This window comes from Aeromonas sp. FDAARGOS 1410 (assembly GCF_019048745.1).
Lineage (GTDB): Bacteria > Pseudomonadota > Gammaproteobacteria > Enterobacterales > Aeromonadaceae > Aeromonas > Aeromonas jandaei.
Genome location: NZ_CP077401.1, coordinates 2,757,072 through 2,780,733, shown reverse-complemented (window position 1 = coordinate 2,780,733; position 23,662 = coordinate 2,757,072). Strand labels below are relative to the sequence as shown.

The window sequence follows — 23,662 nt, the reverse complement described above, 5'->3', positions numbered from 1 at the left end:
GGCTGTGCCGGGCTTGGCCGGATACACCATCTGCACCGCAGGCAAGCCACTGATTTGTGTGCGGTAACCGTTCACCTCAAGATAATGACAACATAATGAGGAGTTAATGGTGATTGATTCAGTAAAACAGATCCTCGCCGAATTTAAGCCGGCAGGCTGGAGCAAGGATCTGGTCGGTGCCGGATTTGTGCGCGACGTCATCAGCAAGGATCAAAGTCTCTCTGTCCGCCTGGTGCTGCCCTTTGCCGCGCTGTCGCTGCTCGATACCCTCAAGGAGGAGTTCGACGCCAGATTGCGCGCTGCCACCGGTGCCTCCCGCATCGATTGGGCATTGGAGATCGATGTGGCCAGCATGCCGCGGGCGCAGGGGCTCAACGCAGTGCAGGGGATCCGCAACATCATCGTGGTTGCTTCCGGCAAGGGCGGGGTGGGTAAGTCCACCACCGCGGTCAACCTGGCGCTGGCCCTGAAAAAGGAGGGGGCGCGGGTTGCCATCCTTGATGCCGATATCTATGGCCCCTCCATCCCTACCATGATGGGCACCCTCAAGGAGCGCCCCGTTAGTCATGACGGCAAGTTGATGGAGCCGGTGATGGCCTGCGGTCTCAAGAGCAACAGTATCGGTTATCTGGTCTCCGAGCAGGATGCCACCATCTGGCGCGGCCCCATGGCGAGCAAGGCGCTGGCGCAGATCCTCCATGAGACCCGCTGGGGCGAGGTGGATTATCTGGTGGTCGACATGCCGCCGGGCACTGGCGATATCCAGCTCACCATGGCCCAGCAGGTACCCACCTCGGCGGCGGTGATCGTCACCACCCCGCAGGATGTGGCTCTGGCCGATGCCCGCAAGGGGATCGCCATGTTCCACAAGGTCAATGTGCCGGTGCTCGGCATCATCGAGAACATGAGCTACCACGTCTGCAGCGCCTGTGGTCACCATGAGCCGTTGTTCGGTACCGGTGGTGGCCAGAAGATGGCAGAGCAGTATCAAGTGGCGCTGCTTGGTCAGCTGCCGCTGCACATCGACATCCGCCAGCACATGGATGATGGCTGTCCGACCGTCTTCAGTTCGCCGGAAGGAAGCCTGGCTCAGGCCTATTTGAAGCTGGCGCGCAGGGTGGGAGCCGAACTCTTTTTCAGCGCAAAACCGATTGCGACCCCGCTTTATACTGTCGCGCTGGATGAATAATCAGCTGTCGGTCACCTGATGGGGATTTGAGGGTGGGCATGGCCCACCCTTTTTCATATAATGGATCGGTTTAAACAATCCCCACTGCTCTTCTCTTTTAGGTATTTGTCATGTCTGATACTCAACATTCGTGTGTGATCATCGGTATTGCCGGCGCGTCCGCGTCTGGCAAAAGTCTTATAGCCCAGACCATTTATGAAGAGCTGGTGGCAGAACTGGGTGCAGGTCAGATTGGTGTGATCACCGAAGATTGCTACTACCGTGATCAGACCCACCTGACCATGGAAGAGCGGGTAAAAACCAACTATGACCACCCCAATGCGCTGGATCACGACCTGCTGGTTCAGCACCTGAGTCAATTGCTGAAAGGGGATGCGGTAGATATTCCCCAGTACTCCTACACCGAGCACACTCGGATGAGCGAGGTGACTCCGTTCGCCCCGCGCCGTGTGATCATTCTGGAAGGTATTCTGCTGTTGACCGACAGCCGTCTGCGCGACCTGATGGATGCCTCCATCTTTATGGATACCCCGCTCGACGTCTGTCTGCTGCGCCGACTGGTGCGTGACGTGCAGGAGCGTGGCCGGACCATGGACTCCGTGCTCAAGCAGTATCAAAAGACCGTACGCCCCATGTTCCTGCAGTTCATCGAGCCTTCCAAGCAGTATGCCGATGTGATTGTGCCCCGTGGTGGCAAGAACCGTATCGCAATCGACATGCTCAAGGCGCGTATTCGCCACATGTTGATTGGTTAAGTTGAAACAAGCCGGGTGATGCCCGGCTTTTTTAAAGCACAAAGTAGTCAGGAGAGTCGCCCAATGCGTCTGTGTGATACCGATATCGAACGCCATCTGGATGAGGGCAAGATCGTCATTGAGCCACGGCCCGGTGTAGAACGGATCAGTGGCGTCAGCGTCGATGTGCTGCTGGGTAACGAGTTTCGGGTGTTTCGCGATCATACCGCTCCCTATATCGATCTGAGCGGCCCGAGCAGCGAGATGGCTGATGCCATCGATCGGGTGATGAGCGACGAGATCCACATCCCGGATGGCGAAGCCTTCTATTTGCACCCGGGTCAGCTGGCGCTGGCCGTAACCTATGAATCAGTCACTCTGCCGGCAGATATCGTCGGCTGGCTCGACGGCCGCTCTTCGCTGGCCCGTCTCGGTCTGATGGTGCATGTCACGGCACACCGTATCGATCCGGGCTGGTCTGGCCGTATCGTGCTGGAGTTCTACAATGGCGGCAAATTGCCGCTGGCGTTGCGCCCCAAGATGAAGATCGGCGCGTTGAACTTCGAGATGCTCTCAGGCACCGCAGCCCGTCCTTACAATAAGCGGGAAAATGCCAAGTACAAGAGCCAGCAGGGTGCTGTCGCCAGCCGTATCAACCAGGATTGATGCAGCCTGCAGGCATGATTGGGAAAGAGGAGCACAATGTGGCTCCTCTTTTTTTGGCTAGGTTGCAGGCGAGCGGGCGCTGCGAAGATACGGATGGCTCCTGGCTGGTCGGATGAGAATGGTTGGCAAACGATATTTTTATGCTTTTTTATGCCTGATGGGGGTGAAAAAGAGGGCTGAAAATGACGTTTGTTGGCTGATTTATCAGCAATATTGTTGTTTGTTGGCAACAACTGCTCGCTTTAATTAATCTCTGGCAAGCCGCATGGTTACTGGCTGTAAGATATTTTTTACCAAAAAGCTCTTTTTTTTTATGGCTGAAATATTTCACGGATAGCTATGGTGTTGGCCGCCATCTGGCATAATCCGCCGCAACTCATAAACAGGCTTTTTTTTATGTTTGAAATGTTTAGTGGTTTGGGTTTGTGGTGGTCAATCGGTTTGGTATTGGCCGTTTTTTTTGTGCTTGCCTATGAATTCATCAATGGCTTTCACGATACCGCCAACGCGGTAGCAACGGTTATCTACACCAAAGCGATGCCCGCTCACCTGGCGGTTGTGGCATCAGGGATCTTCAACTTTTTCGGTGTCATGTTTGGCGGTCTGGGTGTGGCTTATGCCATCGTTCATCTGCTGCCCATCGACCTGCTGCTTGGGATGGACTCCACCCAAGGGTTGATCATGGTCTTCTCGCTGCTCTTTTCCGCCATCGTGTGGAATCTGGGAACCTGGTTCTTCGGGATCCCGGCCTCCAGCTCACATACCTTGATCGGCTCCATTCTGGGGGTAGGCGGTGCCTATGCCTGGATCAGCCACAAGCCGGTGACCGAGGGGATCAACGTGAGCAAGGCGATCGACATCATGCTCTCCCTGATCATCTCTCCGACCATCGGTTTCATCGTGGCAGCGCTGCTGCTGCTGGTTATGAAACGCATCTGGACCAGCAACAAGATCCACAAGACCCCGGAAGAGCGTCAACTTGTTGATGGCAAGAAGCACCCGCCATTCTGGGCTCGCCTCACTCTGGTTGCTTCTGCGATGGGGGTGAGCTTTGTGCACGGCTCCAACGATGGCCAGAAGGGCATCGGTCTGGTTATGCTGGTGCTGATCTGCATGGCGCCAGCCTACTTCGCGCTGGACATGAATAGCCGCTCTTATGATCTGGATCGTACCCAGGATGCCAACCAGCGCATCATGGAAATCTACAAGCGCAATCAGGATGCGGTAAGTGGTGTTATCAACTTCAACTCAGCCTCTGCTGTGCAAGAAGAGCTGATGACTCACTGTTCAGCAGACAGCGTGCTGCAAGCAATGAACACTCTGGATGCCCGTCTTGGTGCTGTACGTACCTATGAAGAGATGAGCCTGACCGATCGCCGTGAAGTGCGTCGTCTGCTGCTCTGTATCGATGACACCGCACGTAAGGTTTCCAAACTCTCTCTGCCGGCCAAGGAGCTGACCGATCTGGCCAAATGGCGCAAGGATCTGACCGCGACTGCCGAATACGCTCCGACCTGGGTGATCGTCTCCATCGCGATGGCGCTGGGTTGCGGCACCATGGTGGGCTGGCGTCGTATCGTTCACACCGTTGGTGAGAAGATCGGTTCTACCGGTATGACCTATAGCCAGGGGATTGCGGCCCAAATCACGGCAGCCAGCTCCATCGGTATTGCCAGTCTGACCGGTATGCCGGTATCGACTACTCACATTCTCTCCTCTGCGGTGGCGGGTACCATGGTGGCCAACAAGTCAGGCCTGCAAAGCCAGACTATCAAGACCATCCTGATGGCCTGGGTGCTTACCCTGCCGCTGACCATGCTGCTCTCTGGTGGTCTTTTTATCATCAGCCATCATCTGTTCGCATAATGTCTTCAAGCGTTTATATACCAAAGGGCCTTCGGGCCCTTTTTTATTTCGACATGAGTTCCATCCCCCTTTTTTCCTATCGATTAGAGCCTGCAGCATCCTGCTAATTCAGATTGATATTATGAAGAGCGACGACTAACAAGTAGGGTGGGGGAGGGATATCTCGTTCTGGCACAAGCAAAAGCCACACAGTGTGGCTTGTTGTTTTTTATATACAACCCTGATCGGTGTTTATTGCAGCTCGCTTTATTCTGCGATACCCAGTCAATAGAGAGTATTTCACACATAGACATGAGCAAGAGCCCCGTAGTCAATCGTTCTCCAATCGGCATCAGGGATTTCTATTAACAGGAACCCAGGTTATCTGGTTAGTAGATTTAATTAGCGGAGGGGAGGGCTAACTGTAACCTCCAACCAGAAAGTTACCGCTACAAAATATACGATTACATAAGCTGCATTTGCAGCGTCATATACTTGGGCATAGTATTTGGCTCAATCTATAACACTATTCCAGATGTAAGTCGGATTGTGGTTTTATATGGAGCGGACTTCATCTGGATAAGTGGATAGATTCCTGATATCTAAATCACATTGACAGTTCAAGGTGCAATCAACGGCTCAGCAAAAATGAATCGGAACTGGAGCGAGAGATGTACTATTGGGCGCATGACGGATGAGTTTCATATGCCAACAAACTAGTTTGTAACTTTAACCTTTGTGACCACATTTCGAATAAATAGAATTCAGGTAAAAAACTTAGGAAGTCTTTAGTTTTCAGGGAATAAACCTAGGACGTCACAGATCCGTTCTACACCGGACCGTGGCTCAATGACGATCTTGCCCTCAGCCAAATGGTCTCCGATATCGGTATTACACAGACGCATTGGCAACTGATAACTAGGTGAATGTCACCCATAAAAAAGAGCCACACAATGTGTGGCTCTTTGCTTGTTCCAACAACAGGAACTATTAAGGACGACCTGCCGGGCAGGAAGCCACATTGACTGCTGCGGTGCTACCGCCGTGACGGCCTGAGCTAACCACTTCGCCACGAACCAGAGGCGGATAGTCCATCGGTTCACGAGCGGGCAGGGCAGGGACTTCGGCAGGGGTTGCCATCGGCGCAGATGCCTTGCGAGCTCGGGCCAACAGACCGGCACCATGCTTAACCTGCTTGGTTACGGCTACGGGAGTCTCTTCAGCTACAACTTTTACCGGCTCTTCAGCAACAGGTGCAGTAGTTACAGCTTCGGTGACCTCAACTGCTTCAACAGCGGCAACCGGAGCTTCGGCAACAACTTCAGCAGGTTGTTCAGCTTGTGTAATCTCAACCTGAGTTGCTTCAACTACTGCGACAGCAGGGGCTTCCACTTCTACGGTATCAACAACAGGTGTTGCGGCCACTTCGGTCTGTACCGCATGAGCCTGTTCAGCAGACTCCTCAGCAACGGCTTCGACAACCACGTGTTCGGTCAGCGCAGCAGAGGCTTGCAGAGCTGCAGCGACAGCTTCAGCACTCGGGATGGTAACAACTGGCACTACCGGCTCTTCAACCTGCGCTTTGGCGATATCGGCTTGGGCGGCGGTAGTCAGAGTAGGCTCGGCTTGTTGCTCTTCATCACGCTGGCTACGTGCTTCTTCATTAATACGCTTGCGACGTTGGCCTTCGATGCGCTGGCTGCGCGGAGTACGGCGGGAACGGCGCTGACCTTCGGCCTGCTCATCCTGGTCGCCAGTCTCAACGGCTGCAACCTGAACCTCTTCTACGACAGGCAGGGCAGGGGTGTCGCTCGCAGCAACATCAACGCGGATCTGCTTGCGCAGCTGGCGACGTTCGCGGCGCTCAGCCACTTTCTGCTCTTTTTCCTGACGTGGTTCGATGGCATCAACGGTTTCCACCGCGTCAACGACAACCTCGGCACGAGGCTCACGGGGAGCGCGTGGCTCACGAGCAGGGCGCGGAGCACGGGGCTCACGTTCTTGACGCGCTTCGCGTGGTTCACGTTCCATCCGCTGTTCAGTGCGAACTTCACGTTCCTGACGGGGCTCGCGCTCTTTACGAGGACGACGATTGCGGTTTTCACCACCTTCGCGATTGCCATTTTCACGTTTCTCACCAGCTTCCGCATTGTTGCGGTTGCCACGGTTGTCGTCACGACGAGGACGCTGACCACGGCCACGACCTTCTTCGCGCTGATGACGCTGACCCTCTTCCTTGCGTGCTTCGCGAGCAGCCGGTTTCTCGGCGGGCGCTTTAACTTCGGCAGGGGCAGCATCGCTGCTGAACAGACCGGTAATGCCCTTGATCAGCTTGCTGAAGAAACCTGCTTCGGCAGGTGCAGCGGCAACGGCCGGGGCTGTCTGCTGCTGAGCTGCAACCGGCGCGGGTTGAGTCGGCTGGGCAAAGCCTTGCAGCAGCGGTTGTTCACGCTCGATCACCTGAGCTTGCTTCGGCTGGTAGACCGGCTTGGCAATCTCGGTTTTAAGCTCATAGCTGGCCGCTTCCGGGATCTCGTTCTGACGAATGCGGGTCACTTCGTAGTGCGGAGTTTCCAGATGCTGGTTCGGAATGATGTAAACACGCACATCATTTCGCTGTTCCAGACTGGCGATGGCAGCACGCTTCTCGTTAAGCAGATAGGCTGCAACATCCACCGGCACCTGACCGTGAACCTGTTCGGTGTTGTCCTTCATGGCCTCTTCTTCGATGAGACGCAGGATAGACAGGGCGAGGGATTCGTTGTCACGGATCACGCCTTGACCCTGGCAACGGGGGCAGATATGGCTGCTGGATTCGTTGAGGGAGGGACGCAGACGCTGGCGAGACATCTCCAGCAGACCGAAACGGGAGATCCGGCCCAGCTGGATGCGGGCACGATCCTGATGAACCGCTTCACGCAGACGGTTTTCCACTTCGCGCTGATGGCGAACCGGCGTCATATCGATGAAGTCGATAACGATCAGGCCACCCAGGTCGCGAAGACGCAATTGACGGGCAATTTCGTCGGCCGCTTCCAGGTTGGTTTGCAGCGCAGTCTCTTCGATATCGCCGCCCTTGGTGGCGCGGGAGGAGTTGATATCGATGGAGGTCAGTGCTTCGGTCGGATCGATAACGATGCTGCCACCGGAGGGGAGGCGCACTTCACGCTGGAAGGCTGATTCGATCTGGCTCTCAATCTGGAAGTGATTGAACAGGGCAACTTCACCCTTGTACAGCTTCACACGGTTGAGGAAATCGGGACGTACCAGCTCGATATGGGCCTTGGCACGTTCGAAAATCACCGGATTGTCGATCAGGATCTCGCCCACATCGCGACGCAGATAGTCACGGATGGCACGCACGATGACGTTGCTTTCCTGGTGGATCAGCACCGGTGCCGCGCGCTCTTGGGAGGCCTTGTGGATGGAGTCCCAGTGATTGAGCAGGACGTTCAGATCCCACTCCAGCTCTTCTGGCGACTTGCCCACACCGGCGGTACGCACGATCAAGCCCATGCCTTCCGGCACGGTCAATCCACTCAGGGCTTCTTTCAGTTCAGTCCGCTCATCACCCTCGATGCGGCGGGAGATACCACCTGCACGGGGGTTGTTGGGCATCAGTACCAGGTAGCTACCTGCCAGGCTGATAAAGGTGGTGAGGGCTGCACCCTTGGTGCCACGCTCTTCCTTGTCGATCTGGACGATAACTTCCTGACCTTCGCGGACCACTTCTTTGATGTTGGGACGACCCTGATAGGAGTAACCGGAGGGGAAGTAATTGCGGGCGATCTCCTTCAACGGCAGGAAACCGTGGCGCTCGGCGCCGTAGTCGACAAAAGCAGCTTCAAGGCTGGGTTCTACGCGGGTGATCTTACCCTTGTAAATGTTCGCTTTCTTCTGCTCGTGTCCCGGACTTTCAATATCCAAATCGTAGAGCTGTTGTCCGTCAACCAGCGCTACGCGCAACTCTTCTTCTTGAGTCGCGTTGATAAGCATTCTTTTCATTGAGTTCTCATTATTGTGTCATTTTGATTTCCTCCATCTGGGTCCTGCCAGCGCCGGCCTCGGGTCTTCAGCATACTGGGGCAACCTCCCGGTTGGGGTATGCATGAGGCGCAAACTAAGGGCGTTCTGGTCATCACTTCTCGAGAAGGAATGAATAAGGATGCCGAAATGGAGACAAATAAACGGTGATGTTTGTGTTCTCCATGCGTTGTACCTCGCACCCGGGAACCGTCATGTTCTTGTATACACGGTGTTTCGGGATTGGGTGGCATACTTTTTGGCCACTTAGTACAAGGCTTGAACACAATGACAAAACCTTGTTTATTATCCCATTTAAACCTCTTTTATAGCAAGGCGCCATTTTTCAACAAACCAGCAGCCAAGGGGCGCTGGCAGTGGTAAAATCCGCGCCATGACACAGATACATCAACAAGTGCAGCTGCTCACCATCGAAGCTGAGCATGACGGGCAGCGCATCGACAATTTTCTCAAGACTCAGCTAAAGGGCGTCCCCAAGAGCCTGATCTATCGCATCCTTCGCAAAGGTGAAGTGCGAGTAAACAAAAAGCGCATCAAACCGGAGTACAAACTCTGCGCAGGCGATGAGGTGCGGGTTCCTCCCGTTCGCGTCGCTGAAAAAAATGAGCTGCCATCCGCCAACCTGAGTGTTATCCAGCGTCTGGAGAGCCAGATCCTGTTTGAAGACGATGCCATGATCGTGCTGAACAAGCCCTCCGGCATGGCCGTACACGGTGGCAGCGGCCTGAGCTTTGGCGTGATTGAAGGGCTGCGCGCCCTGCGTCCGGAAGCCCGTTTCCTCGAACTGGTTCACCGTCTCGATCGCGATACCTCAGGCGTACTGCTGGTTGCTAAAAAACGCAGCGCCCTGCGCAGCCTGCATGAGCAGTTGCGCGTCAAGACCATGCGCAAGCAGTATCTGGCGCTGGTTCGCGGCAAATGGCAGGCTCACGTCAAGGTTGTCAACGCACCGCTACGCAAGAACGATCTGCAATCCGGTGAGCGGGTGGTGCGGGTCAGCGCGGATGGCAAGCCTTCCGAAACCCGGTTCCGTATCGTGCGTCAATTTGCCGAAGCGACCCTGGTCGAGTGCAGCCCCATCACCGGTCGTACACACCAGATCCGCGTGCACACCCTGCATGCCGGTCACCCGATCGCCTGTGACGATAAGTACGGTGAAGCAGCGTTTGACGAGAAAATGCGCAGCCAAGGGCTGAAACGGCTCTTTTTGCATGCCTGGAAGCTCAGCTTCACCCATCCAGGCGATGGTCGCGAAATGCAGGTAGAAGCGCCACTGGCACCTGAACTCGACAACTTCCTCAACGGCTTGCCACGCTGATGCAGGATATCCGGCTCGCCATTTTCGATTGGGACGGTACCCTGATGGATTCGGTGGGCCGGATTGTTGCCTGTGTGCAGGGGGCCTCCAGAGATTGTGAGCTGGCGGTACCTGCACCGTCCCAGATCTGGCAGATTATCGGGTTGAGCCTCGATGTTGCCATGTCCCGCCTGTTCCCTTTACGTAGCGACAGTGGCACCGCCATTGATGAGCGCCAGATTGCCACACTCATCGATCGTTATCATCATCACTATCTGCACGATGCTACCCCCAGTCCGCTGTTTGCCGGGGCAGAGGAGCTGCTGCATGACTGGCGGTCACGGGGCCTGCAACTGGCCGTCGCGACCGGTAAATCACGCCGTGGGCTGGATCGGGTATTGGATGAGACCGGGCTGCGCCCGTCGTTTGTGACCAGTCGTGGGGCCGATGAGGCTCGATCCAAGCCTGATCCGCTGATGCTTGAGCAGATCCTGGCTGAACTGGGGCTTTCACCTAGGCAGGCCGTAATGATTGGCGACTCTGTTCACGATATGGCGATGGCCGAGGCAATCGTCATGCCGCGCATTGGCGTCACCTGGGGGGTGGATAGCAGCGAGGCCCTCAGTCGTTACGAGCCAGTGGCAGTGGTTGACTCTATGACGGCTCTTCGCACGTTGTTGTAAACGTCTCACTTCTTGAGTGACATCAATCTGATTGATAAAAGGCCCGGTCAATTGACCGGGCCTTTTATATATCTTCTAGCTCATCCATTCGCCCACCATCAGGGCAGGGCGATGCCGTGGCGCTCCAGCAGCTCGATCAGGCCGATCAGCGGCAGACCGATCAAGGCGTTAGGATCACGCCCTTCCAGCCCCTTGAACAGCACGATCCCCATCCCTTCGCATTTGAAGCTGCCAGCACAATCGAGGGGCAGTTCAGCCTCTACATAGCGGCGAATGGCGGTTTCGTCGAGATCGCGAAAGTGAACTGTAAACGGTTCAATCAATTCATGAATCTCCTTGGTTGCAGCGTTAAGTACGCACAGGCCAGTGTAAAAGGTGACGCTGCGCCCCTGAGCCGCCATCAGCTGTGCTATGGCATTGTCTATGGTGCCCGGTTTGCCGAGGATGCGGCCATTGCAGACGCACACCTGATCAGAACCGATGATCAGTCCGTGATCACGACTATTTGCAATGGCCTGAGCCTTTGCCCGGGCAAGTCGGGCCACCAGCTCCTGAGCGGATTCATCTGCAAGCGGGCGTTCGTCTACGTCGGGAGCCGCACATTCAAAGGGGAGGCCGAGCTTTTCCAGCAGGGCTTTGCGATAGCGAGAAGTTGAGGCGAGGATAAGATTCTGTGGCATAATCCGAATACCGATGAAAGCAAGTACCGGCATTCTAGGGACTTGTGGCGTTAAAATCATCGGCGGTAAGGACTTTTTCCTTTGACTATCAGTTGTTGGACCTATATTATTCGCGCCCTATGCAAAAGGTGAAGTTGCCCGTTAAGGTTGATCCAGTCCGTAGTGCCTTGAAGCTGCTCGACTATGTCGGGATAGTGGAAAAGTCGCAGATGCCCAGGCTGGAGGAATCAACCGCTGGCTTGCGGAGTGATATCGAGGTATCGCTGCACTTTGGCAAAGATGTCCAGAAGTTGACCGTTATGAAAGGCACTGCCCATGCCAAGGTTGACCTGGTTTGCCAACGTTGCGGAGAGACTTTCGAGCATCTCTGTGAAGCTGAATTTATCTACACTCCGCTGTTCGAAAGAACAAACGAGGAAGAACTGCCGGAAGCTTATGAGCCCATTGAGTTGGACGAAAACGGCGAGATGGACCTTCATCAAATCCTGGAGGATGAACTCATCCTCTCGTTGCCTCAGGTAGCCATGCATTCTCTGGATGCGTGTCCCCGCGGTAACATGGAGATGACTTGGGGTGAAATCGAACCTGCTGATGAGCGGCCGAATCCCTTTGCAGTTCTTGAAGAGCTTAAACGTAAGTGAATTTAGGAGTTAGCCTACAATGGCCGTACAACAGAACCGTAAAACCCGTGCCAAGCGTGGCATGCGTCGTTCCCACGATGCGCTGACCACTGCTGCCCTGACTGTTGATCAGACCAGTGGCGAAATCCATCGTCGTCACCACGTGACTGCCGATGGTTTCTACCGCGGTAAAAAGGTAATCGCTTAAGGATTGCCTTTGTCTACGCAAACTGTCGCGCTAGACATCATGGGGGGAGATATTGGCCCCTCGGAAACAGTGCCTGCCGCCGTGCAGGCACTGTCTCTTTTACCCCAGCTAAAACTGATCCTGGTCGGTGACCAACATCAGACCTCCTCTCTGCTGCAGCAACATGGCTTGCTGAATCATCCCCGCGTTCGTTTCGTACATGCATCCCAGGTGGTTGGCATGGGCGATAAACCGATCGTGGCGCTGCGTACTCTGAAAGATTCCTCCATGCGGGTGGTACTCAATCTGGTGAAAGCCGGTGAGGCCGATGCCTGCGTGAGTGCCGGCAACACCGGTGCGTTGATGGCGATGGCCAAGTGCGTGCTCAAATCTCTGCCCGGGGTCGATCGGCCGGCACTTATCAAGGCGCTGCCGACATTGAGCGGCAAGCGCACCGTGATGCTGGATCTCGGCGCCAACGTCAGTTGTGATGCGGATACCTTACTTCAATTTGCGGTGATGGGCTCCGTGGTGGCCGAGAAAGTCGAAGGCATCGCTTCTCCTCGTGTTGCCTTGCTCAACATCGGGGAAGAGGAGATCAAGGGGAACGATCTGGTACGTCACAGTGCCGAATTGTTGCGCCAGTGCAACGCGCTCAACTATGTCGGTTTCATTGAAGGGGATCGCATCTTCAGCGGCGAGTGCGATGTGATCGTCTGCGACGGTTTTGTTGGCAATGTCGCCCTCAAAACGGCCGAGGGGGTAGTGCGAATGATGGCTCAGCTGGCGGGATATCCCCGCAAGAAGCGCACTTTTCTTGGCCGGATCGCCGGTTTTATGTTCAAACGGCGTTTTTCATACCTGAACCCCGACCAGTATAACGGGGCAAGTCTGTTAGGATTGCGCGGCATTGTGGTAAAAAGTCATGGGCGAGCCGAGCGGCGCGCCCTGTGTAATGCGATCCTGCTGGCCGCACAAGAGGCCAAACATCAACTTCCACTGCAAATAGCAGATCGCCTTGAAGCTGTCTTTTCCGACAGGGACCTATAAGAACTCTATGCATAGCAAAATTCTGGGTACTGGCAGCTACCTGCCGAGTTCAGTGCGTACCAACGCCGATCTCGAGCAGATGGTTGAGACCAGTGACGAGTGGATCGTGGAACGCACCGGGATCCGTGAGCGCCGCATTGCCGGTGCTGATGAGACTGTTGCCACCCTCTCTTACCAGGCCGCCCTGCGGGCCCTGGATGCCGCGGGTCTGACTGCGGCCGATCTCGACATGATTGTGCTGGCCACCACCAGCGCAGAAAACGCCTTCCCGGCAGCTGCTTGCGAACTGCAAGGGCTACTGGGTGTACAGGGGATCCCTGCCTTTGACGTGGCGGCAGCCTGCGCCGGTTTTACCTACGCACTCTCCATTGCCGATCAGTTCGTCAAATCCGGCGCTGCCCGCCACGTGCTGGTCGTAGGGGCCGATGTGCTGTCGCGCATGTGCGATCCGGAAGATCGCGGCACCATCATTATTTTTGGTGATGGGGCCGGTGCCGTGGTGATTGGTGCCAGCGAAACACCGGGCATTCTCTCCACCCATCTGCATGCCGATGGCCGTTATGGCGATCTGCTCAAGCTACCGCAACCCCGTCGCGGGATGCCGGGCGCCGAACTCGAAGCCTACATGTACATGAAGGGCAACGATGTGTTCAAAGTGGCGGTCACCCGTTTGAGCGAAATCGTGACCGAGACGCTGGCAGCTGCCGGTCTCGAGCCGAGCGAGCTGGACTGGCTGGTGCCCCATCAGGCCAACTTCCGCATAATCAGCGCCACTGCCAAGAAACTCGGTATGGGCCTCGATAAAGTGGTGTTGACCCTCGACAAGCACGGCAACACCTCTGCTGCGTCCGTCCCCATCGCCTTCGATGAAGGGGTGCGGGATGGCCGGATCAAACCGGGCCAGCTGGTCTTGCTGGAAGCCTTCGGCGGTGGTTTTGCCTGGGGCTCGGCGCTGGTTCGCCTCTGATCCAAAGCGGGATGAGCGAGTGCTGTCATCCCGCAACGATTTCATTTTTGCTTATCTAAAAGGAATCAATGATGACCCAATTTGCCATTGCCTTCCCGGGACAAGGCTCCCAAACCGTGGGCATGCTGGCCGAGCTGGCCGAGCAACATGCCGTGATCAAGGAGACCTTCGCCGAGGCGAGCCAGGTGCTGGGTTATGACCTGTTTGCCCTGGTAATGAACGGTCCGGCCGAAGAGCTGAACAAAACCTGGCGTACCCAGCCCACACTGCTGACCGCTTCTGTCGCACTGTGGCGTCTGTGGCAACTGCAGGGTGGGGCAACGCCTTCCGTCATGGCTGGTCACAGCCTGGGTGAGTATTCCGCTCTGGTTTGCAGCGGTGCGCTGGCCTTTACCGATGCCGTCAAACTGGTCGAGCTGCGTGGTCTGGCCATGCAGGAAGCGGTACCGGAAGGTACTGGTGCCATGGCTGCCATCATAGGTCTGGACAACGACGCCATCGCTGCCAACTGCGAAAAAGCGGCAGAGGGGCAGGTGGTCTCTCCGGTCAACTTCAACTCTCCGGGCCAGGTCGTTATCGCTGGCCACAAAGAGGCTGTCGAGCGTGCCAATGTGCTGATGAAAGAGTCGGGCGCCAAGCGTGCGCTGCCGCTGCCGGTTTCCGTGCCGTCTCACTGTGCGTTGATGAAACCTGCCGCAGAAAAACTGGCAGCTGCGCTGGACGGGATCGAGATCAAGGTTCCTGCCATCGCGGTCATCAATAATGTCGACGTATCCTGTGAACAGGATCCAGCCGCCATCAAGCAAGCACTGGTGCGTCAGCTGTTCAGCCCAGTTCGTTGGACCGAAACTGTAGAGCGGATGGCCAATGAGGGCGTTACCCTCGAAATCGAGATGGGACCGGGCAAAGTATTGACCGGGCTCGCCAAGCGCATCGACAAGCGCGTGGAAGGTATTCACGCCAACGATGCAGCCTCTTTCGAGCAGGCGCTGGCCCAGATCAAGTAAACAGGAGCAAGTAATGAGCTTTACCAATAAGGTTGTGTTAGTGACCGGTGCCAGTCGTGGCATCGGCCGTGCAATTGCCGAAACTTTTGCGGCCCGTGGCGCCAAAGTCGTCGGCACTGCGACCAGCGAGAGCGGTGCCGAGGCAATCAGCGCTTACTTGGGCGACAATGGTTGCGGCATGGCACTGAACGTGACCAACCAGGAATCCATCGAATCCGTTTTCGCTGCCATCAAGGCGCGTTTTGGTGACATCGACATCCTGATCAACAACGCCGGTATCACCCGCGACAACCTGTTGATGCGGATGAAAGATGACGAGTGGAACGAGATCATCGATACCAACCTGACCTCGCTCTACCGTCTGAGCAAACCGGTTCTGCGGGCGATGATGAAGAAGCGCAATGGTCGCATCATCAGCATCGGTTCCGTCGTTGGTACCATGGGCAATGCCGGTCAGGTCAACTATGCAGCTGCCAAAGCGGGTCTGGTTGGCTTTACCAAATCGCTGGCGCGTGAAGTGGCCTCCCGTGGTATCACGGTCAACGCGGTTGCTCCCGGTTTTATCGAGACCGATATGACCAAGGCGCTCAATGAAGAGCAGCGTGCCGGCATCATGAGCCAGGTTCCTGCCGCTCGTCTGGGTGATCCGAAAGAGATTGCCGCCGCTGTGGTATTCTTGGCTTCCGATGAAGCAGCCTATATCACCGGTGAAACCCTGCATGTTAATGGCGGGATGTACATGGTGTAATCAATTTGTCGTGAGTTCTGTTCAAATTTGCGATAGTACGCCGAAGTTTGGCGAATTTCGTGGTTTGACCAGCGGCAAGCTACTTGCAAACTCACGTCAATTGAATAAACTACCCCAACCAGACGCAATAGCGTATTTTTAAAGGAAAATTCAGGTCATGAGCAACATCGAAGAACGCGTAAAGAAAATCATCATTGAACAACTGGGTGTTAAAGAAGAAGACGTTAAGAACGCTGCCTCCTTCGTCGACGACCTGGGCGCTGACTCTTTGGATACCGTTGAACTGGTAATGGCGCTGGAAGAAGAATTCGATACCGAAATTCCTGATGAAGAAGCCGAGAAGATCACCACTGTTCAAGCGGCTATCGACTACATCACCGCTAATCAGGAATAAGTTCCTGTTCTGAAAGAAGCGGCCCAAGGGCCGCTTCTTTTGTATTTGTTTCCTTTCAAATCACCTCTCGGAGACTACCTCAGTGTCAAAACGCAGAGTCGTGGTGACCGGCTTGGGGATGCTTTCCCCGGTAGGCAACACAGCCGAATCCAGCTGGCAAGCCCTGCTCAACGGGCAGAGCGGCATTTCCCTTATCGACCATTTCGATGCCAGCGAGTTTGCAACCCGTTTTGCAGGTCTGGTCAAGGACTTCGATCCCGAGCAGTACGGTATCAACCGTAAAGACGCTCGCAAGATGGATCTCTTCATTCAATACGGTATTGCTGCCGGTATGCAGGCACTGGATGATTCCGGCCTCGTAATCAACGACGACAATGCCGAGCGCGTCGGTGTGGCGATCGGTTCCGGGATTGGCGGTCTGGGTCTGATTGAACAGAACCACGACAGCCTCGTGAACGGCGGCCCGCGCAAGATCAGCCCCTTCTTCGTGCCCTCCACCATCATCAATATGGTGTCCGGTCATCTCTCCATCATGAAGGGATTGCAAGGTCCGAACATCGCTGTGACCACCGCCTGCACCACAGGTACCCATGCCATCGGTATGGCTGGCCGGATGATCGCTTACGGCGATGCCGACGTGATGGTCGCTGGCGGTGCCGAGAAAGCCTCCACCCCGATGGGGATGGGCGGCTTCGCAGCAGCCAAGGCACTCTCCAACCGCAATGACGAGCCGCAGAAGGCGAGCCGTCCGTGGGATAAGGATCGCGACGGTTTCGTGTTGGGTGACGGTGCCGGTGTACTGGTGCTGGAAGAGTACGAACACGCCAAGGCCCGCGGCGCCAAGATCTACGCCGAACTGGTCGGTTTTGGCATGAGTGGTGACGCTTATCACATGACTGCACCTCCTGCCGATGGCAACGGTGGCGCTCGCGCCATGAAGAATGCCATCAAGGATGCCGGTATTGCACCCGAGCAGGTGGGGTACATCAATGCCCACGGCACTTCGACCCCGCTGGGCGATGTAGCCGAACTGCGCGGCATGAAAGCCGTCTTTGGCGAGCACGCCAAGTCACTGATGGTCAGCTCCACCAAGTCGATGACCGGTCACCTGCTGGGTGCCGCCGGTGCCATCGAGGCGATCATCACTGTGCTGGCCCTGCGCGATCAGATTGCACCGCCCACCATCAACCTGGATAACCCGGATGATGAGTGCGACCTGGATCTGGTGCCCCATGTGGCCAAGCCGGGTAACTTCGAGTACGCCCTCTCCAACTCGTTTGGTTTCGGCGGTACCAATGGTTCCCTGATCTTCAAACGCGTATAATTGCCTGCGGGCAATGACAGAGGCCCGATACTGCCGGTATCGGGCCTTTTTTATCGGAGGGATCTCTTTGCTGATCAATGGATTGAAGCTCGATACCATCTCGGCCCGCGACCGAGGTCTGGCCTATGGCGATGGCCATTTCACCACCATGGCGGTGAGAGAAGGAAAGGTATTGCAGTGGCCAGCGCATCTGGCTCGACTGCAACAGACCAATAGCCGGCTGGGAATGGTTGAACCGGACTGGGAATTGCTGGCTCGGGAACTCGAGACCCTGGTTGCCGGTGAGCAACAGTGTGTTGCCAAGGTGATGCTGACCCGGGGGGAGGGTGGCCGCGGTTATGATGGCAGCGAGTGCCAGCAGACGACCCGTATTCTTTCGCTGGCGCCTTTTCCTGCCCAGTACGCCCAGTGGCAACGCGAGGGGATCAACTTGCTGGTGTGCCGCCAGCGAATTGGTGATGCCCCCATGCTGGCCGGGCTCAAGACCCTCAACCGGATGGAACAGGTGCTGCTCAAGAGCGAACTTGTCAGCCGTGGTGCAGTCGAAGGAGTAGTGCTCAGCAGTCGTGGCGTGCTGGTCGAAGGAGTCAGTGCCAATCTGTTTTGGCGTCGGGGCAAGACGGTGTTTACGCCCGATCTGGCCCGTTGCGGGGTTGACGGCATCATGCGCCGTCAGGTCATGGCGATGCTGAAACAGATGAGTATTGAGTTGCGTGTGGTAGAGGCTCCGCTGGAGTCACTATGGCAGGCGGAAGAGGTGTGGCTCACCAATACCCTGATGGGGGTGGTGCCGGTCAACGGCATCGAGGATAAACAGTATCCTGCCCCGGTATTGAGCCGCCGTTTACAGGAGCGTTTGGTCATTGAAGTTTAATCGGCTTTACACCCTGCTCGCGGGGGCGGCACTGACTGTGGCCGTCGCCGGGGGCTATGTGCATTACAAGTGGCAGCAGGTGGAGACGCTCACCAACAAGGGGCCGACTCGCCTCTTTACGGTGGAGAAGGGGGCTCATGCCGCTCGCCTGATCGCCGAGTTGGGTGATGGTGAACCCAGTCCGTGGGCGGTGCGCCTCTGGCTGCGCGGTCATCCAGAGCTGGTTGCCATCAAGTCAGGCACGTATGAAATCAAGGAGGGAGCCCTGCTCAAGGACACCCTCTCGCTCTTTGCCTCGGGCAAGGAGTTCCACTTCAGCCTCACCTTCGTCGAGGGCTCCCGCTTTGAGGATTGGTTGAAGCAGTTGTCCAGTGCGCCTTATCTGGAACGGCTCACGGTCGAGTTGCCTGAGGCTGATCTGGCCAAGGAGCTGGGTATCGAGAATGGCAAGCTGGAGGGGTGGTTTTTGCCGGAAACCTACGCCTATACCACCCATGCCAGCGATCTCTCCATTCTGCGCCGCGCTCACCAGGACATGGAGACATTCCTGCAACAGAGCTGGGACAAGCGTCAGGCCAATCTGCCTTACAAGACCCCCTATGAAGCGCTGATCATGGCCTCGATCATCGAAAAAGAGACCGGTCTGCCTGAAGAGCGGGCACAAATTGCTTCGGTATTCGTCAATCGTCTGCGTCTCGGCATGAAGTTGCAGACCGACCCCACCGTGATCTACGGGGTGAAAGACCGTTATGACGGCAATATTCGCCGCAGCGATCTGACCGACAAGAACCCCTACAACACCTATGTGATCGATGGTTTGCCGCCAACGCCCATTGCCATGCCGGGCAAGGCATCCATCGAAGCGGCACTCAACCCCAAGTCGACCGACTATCTCTATTTTGTCGCCAAGGGCGGTGGTGCTCACTACTTCTCCAAGACCCTCGATGAACACAATCGGGCGGTTCGCGAATACATATTGAAGAAATCCTGATGTCTAAATTTATCGTTATTGAAGGTTTGGAGGGGGCAGGGAAGAGCTCTGCCGTCCGTTACGTCACCGACTATCTGCAGCACCACGGCGTCGAGCGGATCGAATGCACCCGCGAGCCGGGCGGTACGCCGCTGGCCGAACGGATGCGGGCCATCGTTAAAGAGGTGCGTGACGAACGCCTCACTATCGAGGCCGAACTGCTGCTGATGTATGCCTCCCGGGTACAACTGGTGGAGACCCGTATCAAGCCGGCACTGGCCAATGGTGTCTGGGTGGTGGGGGATCGCCACGATCTCTCCTCCCAGGCCTATCAGGGGGGTGGCCGTGGTATCGATGCTGCTCTGATCGGAGCCATCAAGCAGGCGGTACTCGGCAATTTCAAACCGGATCTCACCCTCTATCTCGATATCGATCCCGCACTCGGTCTGCAACGCGCCCGCCATCGTGGCGAGCTGGATCGGATCGAGCTGGAGCAGCTCAGCTTTTTCGAGCGCACCCGGACCCGTTATCTCGAACTCGCCGCCAAGGATGACTCCATTGTAGTGATCGATGCGGGACAAACCCCAGATCAGGTAAAAGCGGCGATTGAAGCTGCGCTGGATGCTCACCTATGTATCCCTGGTTGATCCCCGACTGGCAGGCACTGAGCCAGACGGCAGCGGCCGGCAGACTGGGTCATGCCTGGTTGTTGCTTGGCGATCCCGGTCTTGGCAAGGAGCAGCTAGCTGAACGGTTGGCGCGTTTGCACCTTTGCCAACAACCGGATCGCGGAGAGCCATGCGGTCATTGCCACTCCTGCCAGCTTTTTGACAAAGGCCATCATCCGGATCTCGGCACCATCAGTCGCGACAGCAAGACCATCGGGGTCGAAGCGATCCGCGATATCTGCAACCGACTGCAAGGCTCGGCCCAGCTCGGCCGCGGCAAAGTTGTGATCATTCCTGATGCGGAGCGGATGACCGAATCGGCAGCCAATGCGCTGCTGAAAACCTTGGAGGAGCCTGCCGGTGACAGCCTGCTGATCCTCATTGCCTCCCAGGTTTCACGGTTGCTTCCCACCATTCTCAGCCGTTGCCACAAACACGTGTGTCAGTTGCCAAGTGAGGGTGAAACGGTGCGCTGGCTTGCTGAACAGGGACATCAGGCAACTCTGGCTCAGGTGCGGATCTGTCAGGGGGCGCCGCTGCGGGTGCTCGATTACATCGAGCAGCTGCAAGATGGTGCTCGCCGTGAGCTGCTTGAGGATCTGGTCGCCCTCGCCAAGTCCCCGATCAAGGCGACCACATTGTGCAGCCAGCTCGGTCAGGAGACACAAGTTCGTCTGCATTGGCTACAGCTCTTTTTGTGCGATGCCCTGAAAACTCAGGCGGGATGTGGCCACCATCAACTGGCGATGCCGGATCTGGCTACCTTGAGCCAGCAGTTCGCCGGACTGCATTCCAGTGAAAAACTGCTGGATGCCGAGCAGCAACTGGTCGCCCTGAAAGCGGCCTGTCAGCCGGGACAGCTATCCAATCCCACCATTCATCTGATGAACTGGCTCAGTCGCTGGTTATAGAACGTCATTAGCAATAAAGGTTTTGTATGTTACTCGTTGACTCCCACTGTCACCTCGATCGTCTCAGCTATGGCAGCAAACAGAGCAATATGGCTGATGTGCTGGCCAAAGCGGCAGCGCAGGAGGTGGGATACTTTCTCTGTGTCAGCGTGACGCAAGAACAATTTCCGACCATGATGACGGCGATTGCCCCTTATCCCCAGGTGTTTGCCTCCTGCGGGGTTCATCCCCTGAATCAGGAACCCGGTGTCGATGCCGAGTTGCTGCTCAAGCAAGCTGCCGACCCACGTGTAGTGGCTATCGGTGAGACCGGTCTCGATTACTTCTACTCACCCGAGAACAAGGAGGTTCAGCAAGCCTCCTTCCGTGAACATATCCGGGTTGCCCGTGCGCTGAACAAACCGCTGATCATTCACACTCGTGATGCCCAGCAGGATACTTTGCAGATCATGCGCGAAGAGGGGGCGGATCAGGTTGGCGGCGTGTTGCACTGCTTCACCGAGTCTCTCGAGATGGCAGAAATGGCAATGGAGATGGGGTTCTATATCTCCATCTCGGGGATCGCTACGTTCAAGAATGCCTCGGCGTTGCAGGAGGTAGTGAAGGCATTGCCTCTCGATCGACTGTTGGTCGAAACGGATGCGCCCTATCTTGCTCCGGTTCCCCATCGGGGGAGGGAGAACGAACCCGCCTTCGTGCGCGACGTTGCCCAGTTTATTGCCGACTTGCGCCAAATACCGCTCAGTGAACTGGCAGAAGCAACCAGTCGCAACTTCTTTGAGTTGTTCAAACTAGCCCGGAAATAAGAGCCGACGCCCCGTATTACGGGGCGTTTTACTGAAAGTAAAACGTATATGGCGGTAAAGCAAGACGCAACTCACCAAGCCGTTATCTCTCACTTTCGCAACATGTATTGCCATCAGCTCAATTACCCAGCCTGTAAACCGGAAATGAATACGACATCTGTTTAGAAAAAACTGAGATGCTGGATTGGGGGGTTAAACAGACACTCATAAGTATCGATAATATTCATTATCGATACTTGATGAAGCTGAAGGATCCTGTAAGATCCCTCCTAAACTTCATATGAATCATGATCTTCCGTGTCACATCCATCCATTTCAGGCTCAGCTCATCAGTCATTGCAAACGGTCTTTGATGCCCAGCTAAATAGCCGTGCTCGCCGCTTCCTGCGCAGTGCCAAAGCAAATTCGACCCTCAATGCCTATCAGGCGGATACCCGGATTTTTGTCTTTTGGTGCCAGTTGCATGGTCTGGATCCACTGCAAACGACCCATCATGACATCATGAACTTTCTGGCAGATCAGGCCGACGGGGTACTGGCTGACTGGGTATGGCTCAATAAAGAAGAAGGGAGAGGGGAGCTGCGTAATGGTGAACCGCGCAAACCGGCAACTTTGGTACGAAGGCTCGCCGGGATCCGCTACGCCTTCAAACAAAAAGGCATCCACCCGATGCCGACCGAACACCCTGAAATCAAAGAGATGATGCGCGGTATTGTCCGTCTTGGTGATAACCGCAAGCGCAAAACGGGTGCACTCACGTTGCAGCCATTGACCCAGGTGCTGGATGGCATCGATACCAATGATCTGGCGGGACTTCGCGATCACACCCTGTTGCTGTTGATGTTCAGTGGTGCCTTACGCCGCTCGGAAGCAGCCAGGATTGAGGTGAGTGACCTCGATTTTGTGGGGCAGGGGATCCGTCTTCGCCTCAAACCTAGCAAGCATCAACTCCATGAAACCGAGATCGCCCTTATCCCCGGCAAGCACTATTGCCCGGTTGCTGCGATTGGCAACTGGCTCAAGAAGAGCCGGATCAATGAAGGGCCGCTCTTTCGGCGGATGAATCGCTGGGGCCAACTCACACCAGATCCTCTGGGACCGCAGGGTATCAACCTGATGATCAAGCGGCGCACCGGTCAGGCTATCGATGACCTCTATGTCAGTGGCCACAGTTTACGTCGCGGATTTATCACCTCGGCCGTCACCGCTGGCAAACCGATGAACAAGATCATCGAGGTTACCCGTCACAAGGATATGCGCACCCTGCAAGAGTACTTTGACGATGCCCATAAATTCTCTGATCACGCGCTGGATGGACTGCTTTAGCATAAATGCGTCACTGCATTTTTTATGTTAAATGATATCCCATTGATCTGATGGTATATTTGGTTGGCTTCGTAGTTAGCTGGCAGGGTAGGGGAAGCCCCCATCTTTCACCACTATGCGAAGAGAACGTGAGAGATAACCAGTAATAAAAACAAGTATTGCAAGGTCATATGAGCCAGGAAATCAACGAGCTTGAGGCAAAAGAGACCGCCTCGCAGAACAACGCCAAGCGCCAGCGTCAGCATGTAAAACGCAAACAGGAGAGTCATACCCGGTTGCAATGCTGGATCAGTAATCGCCATGCCGAACGGTTGGCGGCACTCGGCTTGCATCTTGAAGATAGCCAGGCATCACTCATCGAACAGGCGATCGATCTGCTCTATCACCATGAACTGGGGAGCGAACCTCACGCAGAGAAAGTGGAGATAGCTCTGTTGGAAGAGAGTGTCGAGTAACGATGAACTTGGCTAAGAAGAGATAAAAAAAGCCAGGTACGAATTCCGTGTACCTGGCATAGGGGAATTGGCTCCTTGCAGAGCCGTGCGCTAACTGGTGTTCGGATTGCCTTAAGCTTAGACAAGGCTCAAGGCTTTTCAAGAACCCGATAAAATTTCAACCAGAGTGTGGGTTTTGCAGACTCGAACAGCGTCGAGTCACCTTTCCTCGTTCAGT

23 protein-coding genes and 1 pseudogene are annotated in these 23,662 nt (G+C 55.7%); 21 read left to right on the top strand and 3 right to left on the bottom strand.

Annotated elements, in window-relative coordinates; all coding sequences use genetic code 11:
* Nucleotides 1-106 precede the first annotated feature (106 nt).
* From apbC to I6L40_RS12955, 4 genes are all read left to right on the top strand, one after another.
* On the top strand, nucleotides 107-1,189 hold the full coding sequence (gene apbC, locus I6L40_RS12970) for an iron-sulfur cluster carrier protein ApbC (protein WP_071910187.1): 1,083 nt from the start codon (nucleotides 107-109) through the stop codon (nucleotides 1,187-1,189).
* 110 nt (nucleotides 1,190-1,299) lie between these two features.
* On the top strand, nucleotides 1,300-1,944 hold the full coding sequence (gene udk / locus I6L40_RS12965; protein ID WP_216994361.1) for a uridine kinase: 645 nt from the start codon (nucleotides 1,300-1,302) through the stop codon (nucleotides 1,942-1,944).
* A gap of 63 nt (nucleotides 1,945-2,007) precedes the next feature.
* Complete coding sequence (gene dcd, locus I6L40_RS12960; RefSeq protein WP_041207718.1) at nucleotides 2,008-2,589, top strand: dCTP deaminase; 582 nt, start codon at nucleotides 2,008-2,010, stop codon at nucleotides 2,587-2,589.
* Between the two features lie 396 nt (nucleotides 2,590-2,985).
* Nucleotides 2,986-4,455, top strand: a complete 1,470-nt coding sequence (locus tag I6L40_RS12955) for an inorganic phosphate transporter (protein ID WP_041207908.1) — start codon at nucleotides 2,986-2,988, stop codon at nucleotides 4,453-4,455.
* Between the two features lie 803 nt (nucleotides 4,456-5,258).
* Here I6L40_RS12955 and I6L40_RS12950 read toward each other — a convergent pair.
* A pseudogene (locus I6L40_RS12950) lies at nucleotides 5,259-5,339 on the bottom strand (dCTP deaminase); the annotation flags it as partial.
* Nucleotides 5,340-5,424: 85 nt separating this feature from the next.
* Nucleotides 5,425-8,439, bottom strand: a complete 3,015-nt coding sequence (gene rne, locus I6L40_RS12945) for a ribonuclease E (RefSeq protein ID WP_216994360.1) — start codon at nucleotides 8,437-8,439, stop codon at nucleotides 5,425-5,427.
* 412 nt (nucleotides 8,440-8,851) lie between these two features.
* Between rne and rluC the strand changes: the two genes are divergently transcribed.
* Both rluC and I6L40_RS12935 read left to right on the top strand, forming a co-directional pair.
* Nucleotides 8,852-9,796, top strand: coding sequence for a 23S rRNA pseudouridine(955/2504/2580) synthase RluC (gene rluC / locus I6L40_RS12940; RefSeq protein WP_201966376.1), 945 nt, complete (start codon nucleotides 8,852-8,854; stop codon nucleotides 9,794-9,796).
* The gene (locus I6L40_RS12935; protein ID WP_216994359.1) at nucleotides 9,796-10,458 is read left to right on the top strand and encodes an HAD-IA family hydrolase; all 663 of its coding nucleotides are present in this window, start codon (nucleotides 9,796-9,798) and stop codon (nucleotides 10,456-10,458) included. The genes rluC and I6L40_RS12935 overlap by 1 nt, the downstream gene beginning before the upstream one ends.
* 98 nt (nucleotides 10,459-10,556) lie before the next feature.
* On the opposite strand, the gene I6L40_RS12930 is transcribed toward I6L40_RS12935, so the two are convergent.
* Nucleotides 10,557-11,138 carry a nucleoside triphosphate pyrophosphatase gene (locus tag I6L40_RS12930; RefSeq protein ID WP_201966380.1) on the bottom strand — a complete coding sequence of 194 codons (582 nt, stop codon included), beginning with the start codon at nucleotides 11,136-11,138 and terminating at the stop codon, nucleotides 10,557-10,559.
* A gap of 119 nt (nucleotides 11,139-11,257) precedes the next feature.
* Here I6L40_RS12930 and yceD point away from each other — a divergent pair, with 119 nt between their 5' ends.
* The 15 genes from yceD (at nucleotide 11,258) to I6L40_RS12855 (ending at nucleotide 23,445) form a co-directional block, all read left to right on the top strand.
* Nucleotides 11,258-11,779 (top strand): 23S rRNA accumulation protein YceD, encoded by a 522-nt coding sequence (gene yceD / locus I6L40_RS12925; RefSeq protein ID WP_041207910.1) that lies wholly within the window; start codon nucleotides 11,258-11,260, stop codon nucleotides 11,777-11,779.
* 19 nt (nucleotides 11,780-11,798) lie between these two features.
* Nucleotides 11,799-11,966, top strand: coding sequence for a 50S ribosomal protein L32 (gene rpmF, locus I6L40_RS12920; RefSeq protein WP_005300935.1), 168 nt, complete (start codon nucleotides 11,799-11,801; stop codon nucleotides 11,964-11,966).
* Between the two features lie 9 nt (nucleotides 11,967-11,975).
* Entirely contained in the window at nucleotides 11,976-12,995 is a 1,020-nt protein-coding gene (gene plsX, locus I6L40_RS12915) for a phosphate acyltransferase PlsX (protein WP_041207723.1), read from the top strand.
* Between the two features lie 7 nt (nucleotides 12,996-13,002).
* Nucleotides 13,003-13,962, top strand: coding sequence for a beta-ketoacyl-ACP synthase III (locus tag I6L40_RS12910; protein ID WP_033113678.1), 960 nt, complete (start codon nucleotides 13,003-13,005; stop codon nucleotides 13,960-13,962).
* Nucleotides 13,963-14,033: 71 nt separating this feature from the next.
* A complete protein-coding gene (gene fabD / locus I6L40_RS12905; protein WP_071910179.1) occupies nucleotides 14,034-14,969 on the top strand; it encodes an ACP S-malonyltransferase in 936 nt (311 codons plus the stop codon).
* 13 nt (nucleotides 14,970-14,982) lie between these two features.
* Complete coding sequence (gene fabG / locus I6L40_RS12900) at nucleotides 14,983-15,717, top strand: 3-oxoacyl-ACP reductase FabG (protein ID WP_071910177.1); 735 nt, start codon at nucleotides 14,983-14,985, stop codon at nucleotides 15,715-15,717.
* Between the two features lie 157 nt (nucleotides 15,718-15,874).
* Entirely contained in the window at nucleotides 15,875-16,111 is a 237-nt protein-coding gene (acpP, locus tag I6L40_RS12895; protein ID WP_005300909.1) for an acyl carrier protein, read from the top strand.
* A gap of 82 nt (nucleotides 16,112-16,193) precedes the next feature.
* Nucleotides 16,194-17,435 carry a beta-ketoacyl-ACP synthase II gene (gene fabF, locus I6L40_RS12890; protein ID WP_041207727.1) on the top strand — a complete coding sequence of 414 codons (1,242 nt, stop codon included), beginning with the start codon at nucleotides 16,194-16,196 and terminating at the stop codon, nucleotides 17,433-17,435.
* 67 nt (nucleotides 17,436-17,502) lie between these two features.
* Entirely contained in the window at nucleotides 17,503-18,309 is an 807-nt protein-coding gene (pabC, locus tag I6L40_RS12885) for an aminodeoxychorismate lyase (RefSeq protein WP_239693783.1), read from the top strand.
* Nucleotides 18,299-19,300, top strand: a complete 1,002-nt coding sequence (gene mltG, locus I6L40_RS12880) for an endolytic transglycosylase MltG (protein WP_184233849.1) — start codon at nucleotides 18,299-18,301, stop codon at nucleotides 19,298-19,300. Before pabC ends, mltG begins: the two co-directional genes overlap by 11 nt.
* On the top strand, nucleotides 19,300-19,926 hold the full coding sequence (tmk, locus tag I6L40_RS12875; protein WP_216994358.1) for a dTMP kinase: 627 nt from the start codon (nucleotides 19,300-19,302) through the stop codon (nucleotides 19,924-19,926). The genes mltG and tmk overlap by 1 nt, the downstream gene beginning before the upstream one ends.
* A complete protein-coding gene (gene holB / locus I6L40_RS12870; protein ID WP_216994357.1) occupies nucleotides 19,911-20,858 on the top strand; it encodes a DNA polymerase III subunit delta' in 948 nt (315 codons plus the stop codon). The genes tmk and holB overlap by 16 nt, the downstream gene beginning before the upstream one ends.
* A 26-nt stretch (nucleotides 20,859-20,884) precedes the next feature.
* Nucleotides 20,885-21,664: a TatD family hydrolase gene (locus I6L40_RS12865; RefSeq protein WP_216994356.1), complete on the top strand. Its 780-nt coding sequence runs from the start codon at nucleotides 20,885-20,887 to the stop codon at nucleotides 21,662-21,664.
* 384 nt (nucleotides 21,665-22,048) lie between these two features.
* A complete protein-coding gene (locus I6L40_RS12860) occupies nucleotides 22,049-22,990 on the top strand; it encodes a site-specific integrase (protein WP_232097924.1) in 942 nt (313 codons plus the stop codon).
* Nucleotides 22,991-23,160: 170 nt separating this feature from the next.
* Complete coding sequence (locus tag I6L40_RS12855; RefSeq protein ID WP_042030958.1) at nucleotides 23,161-23,445, top strand: hypothetical protein; 285 nt, start codon at nucleotides 23,161-23,163, stop codon at nucleotides 23,443-23,445.
* The last annotated feature ends 217 nt before the right edge of the window (nucleotides 23,446-23,662 follow it).